At 69.3% G+C, this 7,793-nt stretch carries 4 protein-coding genes; 3 read left to right on the top strand and 1 reads right to left on the bottom strand.

Annotated elements, in window-relative coordinates; translation table 11 throughout:
* Window positions 1–385 precede the first annotated feature (385 nt).
* Window positions 386–3,901 carry a methionine synthase gene (gene metH / locus ACFY1J_RS18620; protein WP_390710986.1) on the bottom strand — a complete coding sequence of 1,172 codons (3,516 nt, stop codon included), beginning with the start codon at window positions 3,899–3,901 and terminating at the stop codon, window positions 386–388.
* 283 nt (window positions 3,902–4,184) lie between these two features.
* Between metH and ACFY1J_RS18615 the strand changes: the two genes are divergently transcribed.
* From ACFY1J_RS18615 to glpK, 3 genes are all read left to right on the top strand, one after another.
* Window positions 4,185–4,949, top strand: coding sequence for an IclR family transcriptional regulator (locus tag ACFY1J_RS18615; RefSeq protein WP_390710987.1), 765 nt, complete (start codon window positions 4,185–4,187; stop codon window positions 4,947–4,949).
* Between the two features lie 374 nt (window positions 4,950–5,323).
* The gene (locus ACFY1J_RS18610; protein ID WP_390710988.1) at window positions 5,324–6,118 is read left to right on the top strand and encodes an MIP/aquaporin family protein; all 795 of its coding nucleotides are present in this window, start codon (window positions 5,324–5,326) and stop codon (window positions 6,116–6,118) included.
* Window positions 6,119–6,208: 90 nt separating this feature from the next.
* Entirely contained in the window at window positions 6,209–7,747 is a 1,539-nt protein-coding gene (gene glpK, locus ACFY1J_RS18605; RefSeq protein ID WP_390710989.1) for a glycerol kinase GlpK, read from the top strand.
* Window positions 7,748–7,793 lie beyond the last annotated feature (46 nt).

Here is a 7,793-nt window from a genome sequence, read left to right as displayed (position 1 = left end):
CGGTCGATGCTGCGCGCGGTGCGCGTGCCCTGGGCTCCCCCGCGGGCCGGCGCCTCGCCGTGCCCCGAGGCGGTGACGACCCGGGTGCGCCTGCCCGGCGACGTGACACCACGTCCAGAGCGGCGCTGGGAGGTGTCGGCGTCATCGTCCCCCGGCCGGTGAAACACCCGCGCCCGCCCGGTCGATGCTGCGCGCGGTGCGCGTGCCCTGGGCTCCCCCGCGGGCCGGCGCCTCGCCGTGCCCCGAGGCGGTGACGACCCGGGTGCGCCTGCCCTGCAGCGTGACACCACGTCCAGAGCGGCGCTGGGAGGTGTCGGCGTCATCGTCCCCCGGCCGGTGAAACACCCGCGCGGCCGGGACGTCCTCCGGCGAACCCCCGGAGGGCTCAGCGAGCGTTGAAGTACTTGGCCTCCGGGTGGTGGATCACGATCGCGTCCGTGGACTGTTCGGGGTGCAGCTGGAACTCCTCGGACAGGTGGACGCCGATGCGCTCCGGCTGGAGCAGGTCGGCGATCTTGGCGCGGTCCTCCAGGTCGGGGCAGGCGCCGTAGCCGAGGGAGAAGCGGGCGCCTCGGTACTTGAGGGCGAACATGCCCTCCATGTCGGCCGGGTCGTCCCCGGCGAAGCCCAGTTCGGAGCGGACGCGGGCGTGCCAGTACTCGGCGAGTGCCTCGGCCAACTGCACGGACAGGCCGTGGAGTTCGAGGTACTCGCGGTAGGAGTCCGACGCGAACAGCTTGGCGGTCTGCTCGCCGATCCTGGAGCCGACGGTGACGACCTGCAGTCCGACGACGTCCGTCTCCCCCGACTCCTCCGGGCGGAAGAAGTCGGCCAGGCAGAGGCGGCGGCCGCGGCGCTGGCGCGGGAACGTGAAGCGGGTGCGTTCGTTGCCCTGCTCGTCGAGGATGATGAGGTCGTCGTCCTTGGAGACGCAGGGGAAGTAGCCGTAGACCACGGCCGCCTCCAGGAGGTTCTCCGTCTGGAGCCGGTCCAGCAGGCCGCGCAGCCGGGGGCGGCCCTCGGTCTCGACAAGTTCCTCGTAGCTCGGTCCCTCACCGGTGCGGGCCTGCTTGAGGCCCCACTGGCCCTTGAACAGCGCGCCTTCGTCGAGCCAGCTCGCGTACTCCTTGAGCTGGATGCCCTTGACGATCCGGGTGTCCCAGAACGGCGGGGTCGGCACCGGGTTGTCGGTGGCGACGTCCGAGCGGACGTGCCCCTCCTCCGGGCGGTCCTCGATCTCGACCGCGGCCGCGGCGCGCACCCGGCGCTGCTTGAGCTCCGGCAGCTTCGCCCCGGGCACACCGCGCTTGACGCCGATGAGGGCGTCCATGAGGCGCAGCCCCTCGAACGCGTCGCGGGCGTAGCGGACCTCGCCCTCGTACAGCTCGTGCAGGTCCTGCTCGACGTAGGCGCGGGTCAGGGCCGCTCCGCCGAGGATGACGGGGTAGTCGGTGGCCAGGCCCCGCTGGTTGAGCTCCTCCAGGTTCTCCTTCATGATCACCGTGGACTTGACCAGGAGCCCGGACATGCCGATGACATCGGCGCGGTGCTCGTCGGCCGCGTCCAGGATCGCGGAGACCGGCTGCTTGATGCCGAGGTTGACGACGTTGTAGCCGTTGTTGGACAGGATGATGTCGACGAGGTTCTTGCCGATGTCGTGCACGTCGCCGCGCACGGTGGCGAGCACGATGGTGCCCTTGCCCTCGGCGTCCGACTTCTCCATGTGCGGTTCGAGATGCGCGACGGCGGCCTTCATGACCTCGGCGGACTGGAGCACGAACGGCAGCTGCATCTGGCCGGATCCGAACAGTTCGCCGACGACCTTCATGCCGTCCAGGAGGGTGTCGTTGACGATGTCCAGCGCGGGCCGTGTCTGCAGCGCCTCGTCGAGGTCGGCCTCCAGGCCGTTGCGCTCGCCGTCGATGATGCGGCGCTTGAGGCGCTCCTCCAGCGGCAGGGCGGCCAGTTCCTCGGCCTTGCCCGCCTTCAGTGACTTCGCCGTGGCGCCCTCGAACAGGGCCATCAGCTTCTGGAGGGGGTCGTAGTCCTCGCTGCGGCGGTCGTGGATCAGGTCGAGGGCCGTCTGCACCTGCTCCTCGTCGAAGCGGGCGATGGGCAGGATCTTGGAGGCGTGCACGATCGCCGAGTCGAGGCCCGCCTTCACGCACTCGTCGAGGAAGACGGAGTTGAGCAGGATGCGTGCGGCCGGGTTGAGGCCGAAGGAGATGTTGGACAGGCCGAGGGTGGTCTGGACGTCCGGGTGGCGGCGCTTGAGCTCGCGGATCGCCTCGATGGTGGCGATGCCGTCCCTGCGCGACTCCTCCTGACCGGTGCAGATGGTGAAGGTCAGGGTGTCGATGAGGATGTCCTCCTCACGGATGCCCCAGTTCCCGGTCAGGTCGTCGATGAGCCGTTCGGCGATCTCGACCTTCTTCTCGGGGGTGCGGGCCTGGCCCTCCTCGTCGATGGTGAGCGCGATCAGGGCGGCGCCGTGCTCCTGGGCGAGCCGGGTGACCTTGGCGAAGCGGGACTCGGGGCCGTCGCCGTCCTCGTAGTTGACGGAGTTGATGACCGCGCGTCCGCCGAGCTTCTCCAGGCCCGCCTCGATGACGTCGACCTCGGTGGAGTCGAGGACGATCGGCAGGGTGGAGGCGGTGGCGAAGCGGCCGGCCAGTTCCTCCATGTCGGCGACGCCGTCGCGGCCGACGTAGTCCACGCACAGGTCGAGCATGTGCGCGCCCTCGCGGATCTGCTCGCGGGCCATCTCGACGCAGTCGTCCCAGCGGGCGGCGAGCATGGCTTCGCGGAACTTCTTGGAGCCGTTGGCGTTGGTCCGCTCGCCGATCGCGAGATAGGCGGTGTCCTGGCGGAACGGGACGGTCTGGTAGAGGGAGGCGGCGCCGGGCTCGGGCTGCGGGTTGCGCTCGACGGGCGTGGCCCCCCGGGTCCGCTCCACCAGCTGACGCAGGTGCTCGGGCGTGGTGCCGCAGCAGCCGCCGATGAGGTTCAGGCCGTAGTCGCGTACGAAGGTCTCCTGCGCGTCGGCCAGGCCCTTCGGGTCGAGCGGGAAGTGGGCGCCGTCCTTGGTGAGGATCGGCAGGCCGGCGTTGGGCATGCACAGCAGCGGGGTGCGCGAGTGGCGGGCCAGATAGCGCAGATGCTCGCTCATCTCGGCCGGGCCGGTCGAGCAGTTCAGGCCGATCATGTCGATGCCGAGAGGCTCCAGCGCGGTCAGCGCGGCGCCGATCTCCGAGCCGAGCAGCATGGTGCCGGTCGTCTCGAACGCCATCGAGACCAGCAGCGGCACCTCGGTACCGGTCGCCTCCATTGCGCGCCGGGCGCCCAGGATCGAGGACTTCGTCTGGAGGAGGTCCTGGGTGGTCTCCACGATCAGGGCGTCGGCGCCGCCGGCGAGCAGTCCCTCGGCGTTGGCCTGGAAGCCGTCGCGCAGCGTGCCGTAGCCGATGTGGCCGAGGGTCGGCAGCTTCGTGCCGGGTCCGATCGAGCCGAGCACCCAGCGCTGGCGGCCGTCGCGGGCACCGAATTCGTCGGCGGTCTCCCGGGCGATCCGGGCGCCCGCCTCGGACAGCTCGTAGACGCGGTCGGCGATGTCGTACTCGCCGAGCGCGGAGTGGTTGGCCCCGAAGGTGTTGGTCTCGACGCAGTCGACGCCCACGGAGAAGTACGCCTCGTGGACGGAGCGGACGATGTCGGGGCGGGTGAGGTTCAGAATCTCGTTGCAGCCCTCAAGATTCTCGAAGTCCTCGAGGGTGGGTTCCTGCGCCTGGAGCATGGTGCCCATGGCTCCGTCGGCGACCACCACACGGGTGGCGAGTGCTTCTCGGAGCGCGGACGCACGGGTCCGGCTGTCGGCGGAAGGGGACGGTGGCAACGAGGCCATGAAGGGGCTCCCTGGGATGCGACGGCTGTCGGCTATGCGGCTTCCCGGGCGGGCCGGGCAGGACGCACGGCGCCAGAGTAACCGGCTGTGGGCTTGGATGGGCAGGGCGTCCACGAGGCGGACGGGTGTGGCGGCCGAGCCACGCCCAGGCCACATGTGATGTAACAGGTGCCGACCGACCATTAGCGGGAGGTCGGCATGGACCGGTAGTGTTCGGCATTGTCGAACGACGGTAAAACGACACCGCGCGACGGCGGTCGACGGGGACGGAGGCAGTACGGCGATGGCACGGAACATCCAGTCGCTCGAACGGGCGGCCGCGATGCTGCGGCTGCTCGCGGGCGGCGAGCGACGGCTCGGCCTGTCGGACATCGCCTCGTCCCTTGGCCTCGCCAAGGGCACCGCCCATGGCATCCTGCGCACCCTCCAACAGGAGGGTTTCGTCGAACAGGACGACGCCTCCGGCCGGTATCAGCTGGGCGCCGAGCTGCTCCGGCTGGGCACGACCTATCTGGACATCCACGAACTGCGGGCGCGCGCCCTGGTATGGACGGACGACCTGGCCCGCTCCAGCGGGGAGAGCGTCTATCTGGGCGTGCTGCACCAGCAGGGCGTGCTGATCGTCCACCACGTCTTCCGGCCCGACGACAGCAGGCAGGTCCTGGAGATAGGGGCCATGCAGCCGCTGCACTCCACGGCCCTGGGCAAGGTGCTGTCGGCGTACGACCCGGTCGCGCACAGCGAGGCGCTGGAGGCCGACCGCAAGCCCTTCACGGACCGCACGGTGTGCGAGCTGGAGGACTTCGAGCACATCCTGGACATCACACGCGCGCGTGGCTATGCCGCCGACGTGGAGGAGACCTGGGAGGGCGTGGCCTCGGTGGCCGCGCCCGTGCACGACCGCCGGCGCATGCCCGTGGGCGCGGTCGGCATCACCGGCGCCGTGGAACGGCTGTGCCGGGACGGGGAGCTGCGCCCCGAACTGATCGCGGCGGTACGGGACTGCGCCCGCGCGGTGTCGCGGGATCTGGGCGCCGGACGGTTCTGAGCGCCGCACGACGAAAGAGCCGGAAAAGGCCGGAAAGAGCCGGAAAAGGACGAGACCGGAACGCTGAGCGGCGTTCCGGCTGTCGCCATACCCTGAAATGGACATAACGGACGAACGTCGTCGTTCGGTGCTCGAAGATCGATAACTCGCCGCGATCAATAACGATCAGGTTTTCGATAACAGAACTCTTGACGCGCCTGTAACGCCGGGGCAAGACTCCCGTCCATCGGTCGGCATTGTCGAACACCTACCGGCAATACGCGCTAGAGTGTGACAACGCCAAGGACCGGTTTCGCTCTCACCCCCGAGGGCGCCAGAACCCCCGGAGGGACCCGGGGTTCGGCTTCCCTGGACGAAGGACAAAGGAGTCGCGGGTGTCCAGCTCCGACATCTTCATCGGCGAGACCATCGGTACCGCCATACTCATCCTGCTCGGCGGTGGCGTGTGCGCCGCCGTGACCCTGAAGGCCTCCAAGGCCCGTAACGCCGGTTGGCTCGCCATCACCTTCGGGTGGGGTTTCGCCGTCCTGACGGCGGTCTACACCTCGGCACCGCTCTCCGGTGCCCACCTCAACCCGGCCGTGACCCTCGCGCTCGCGATCAAGGACCACGACTACAGCAACCTCCCCACCTACTGGGGCGGCCAGCTGCTGGGCGCCATGATCGGCGCGACCCTGGTCTGGGTGGCCTACTACGGTCAGTTCCGCGCACACCTCACCGACAAGGAGATCGTCGGCGGTCCGGGTGCGCAGGCCACGACGGCCAAGGCCGTCGAAGCCCAGGAGAAGGGCGCCGGCCCGGTCCTGGGTGTCTTCTCCACCGGTCCGGAGATCCGGCACGCGGTGCAGAACCTCGCCACGGAGATCATCGGAACGATCGTCCTCGTCCTCGCGGTCCTCACGCAGGGCCTCAACGACAAGGGCAACGGCCTGGGCACCCTGGGCGCCCTGATCACCGCGTTCGTGGTCGTCGGCATCGGTCTGTCCCTCGGCGGCCCGACCGGCTACGCGATCAACCCGGCCCGTGACCTCGGTCCGCGTATCGTGCACGCCCTCCTGCCCCTGCCCAACAAGGGCGGCTCCGACTGGGGCTACGCCTGGGTCCCGGTGGTCGGTCCCCTGATCGGCGCCGCGATCGCTGCAGGCATCTACAACGTCGCATTTGCTTAAAGAGCACCGAGCTTCGTCTTCGAGCACCGAGCTTCACAGCACGCGTCGTACGTACAGCCCTCGTAACCACGGAACTCCCAGGAGCACACAGTGACCGACGCCCACACGGCCGGCCCTTTCATCGCGGCCATCGACCAGGGCACGACCTCCAGCCGCTGCATCGTCTTCGACCGGGACGGCCGCATCGTCTCCGTCGACCAGAAGGAGCACGAGCAGATCTTCCCGAAGCCGGGCTGGGTCGAGCACAACGCCAACGAAATCTGGACCAACGTCCAGGAAGTCGTCGCCGGAGCCATCCAGAAGGCCGGCATCACCCGTGACGACATCAAGGCCATCGGCATCACCAACCAGCGCGAGACCACCGTGCTGTGGGACAAGAACACCGGTGAGCCCGTCCACAACGCCCTCGTCTGGCAGGACACCCGCACCGACGGCCTGTGCCGGGAACTCGGGCGCAATGTCGGCCAGGACCGCTTCCGCCGCGAGACCGGCCTCCCGCTGGCCTCGTACTTCTCCGGGCCCAAGGCCCGCTGGCTGCTCGACAACGTCGAGGGCCTGCGGGAGCGCGCCGAGGCGGGGGACATCCTCTTCGGCACCATGGACACCTGGGTCATCTGGAACCTGACCGGCGGTGTCAACGGCGGCCACCACGTCACCGACGTCACCAACGCCTCGCGGACCCTTCTCATGAACCTGCACACCATGCAGTGGGACGAGAAGATCGCCGAGTCGATCGGCGTACCGCTGCAGATCCTGCCCGAGATCCGCTCCTCCGCGGAGGTCTACGGCGAGGTCACCGGCGGCAAGCTGGGCGACCTGCTCGGTGGCATCCCGGTCGCCTCCGCGCTCGGCGACCAGCAGGCGGCCCTGTTCGGCCAGACCTGCTTCTCCGAGGGCGAGACCAAGTCCACCTACGGCACCGGCACCTTCATGGTGATGAACACCGGTGACAAGATCATCAACTCCTACGCGGGCCTGCTGACCACGGTCGGCTACAAGATCGGCGAGCAGCCGACGGTGTACGCGCTGGAGGGCTCGATCGCCGTCACCGGCTCCCTCGTGCAGTGGATGCGCGACCAGATGGGCCTGATCTCCACCGCGGCCGAGATCGAGACGCTCGCGCTCTCGGTCGAGGACAACGGCGGCGCCTACTTCGTACCGGCCTTCTCCGGCCTGTTCGCCCCGCACTGGCGCTCCGACGCCCGCGGTGTGATCGCCGGCCTGACCCGGTACGTCACCAAGGCGCACCTCGCCCGCGCGGTCCTGGAGGCCACCGCCTGGCAGACCCGCGAGATCGCCGACGCCATGGTCAAGGACTCCGGCGACGAGCTGGTGGCCCTCAAGGTCGACGGCGGTATGACCTCCAACAACCTGCTGATGCAGACCCTCGCCGACGTCCTGGACGCACCCGTGGTGCGCCCGATGGTCGCCGAGACCACCTGCCTCGGCGCCGCCTACGCCGCCGGCCTCGCCGTCGGCTTCTGGTCCAGCACCGACGAACTGCGCGCCAACTGGCGCCGGGCCGCCGAATGGACCCCCAACATGGACGCGGAGACCCGCGACCGTGAGTACAAGAACTGGCTCAAGGCCGTCGAGCGGACCATGGGCTGGATCGAGGACGAGGACTGAGCGGCTCGGACCGCCCAGCCAACTCTGACTAGGAGTAAGAACCCGA

Source organism: Streptomyces sp. NPDC001406, from assembly GCF_042895285.1.
Taxonomy (GTDB): Bacteria; Actinomycetota; Actinomycetes; order Streptomycetales; family Streptomycetaceae; genus Streptomyces.
This window is presented reverse-complemented; position numbering and strand designations above follow the sequence as displayed.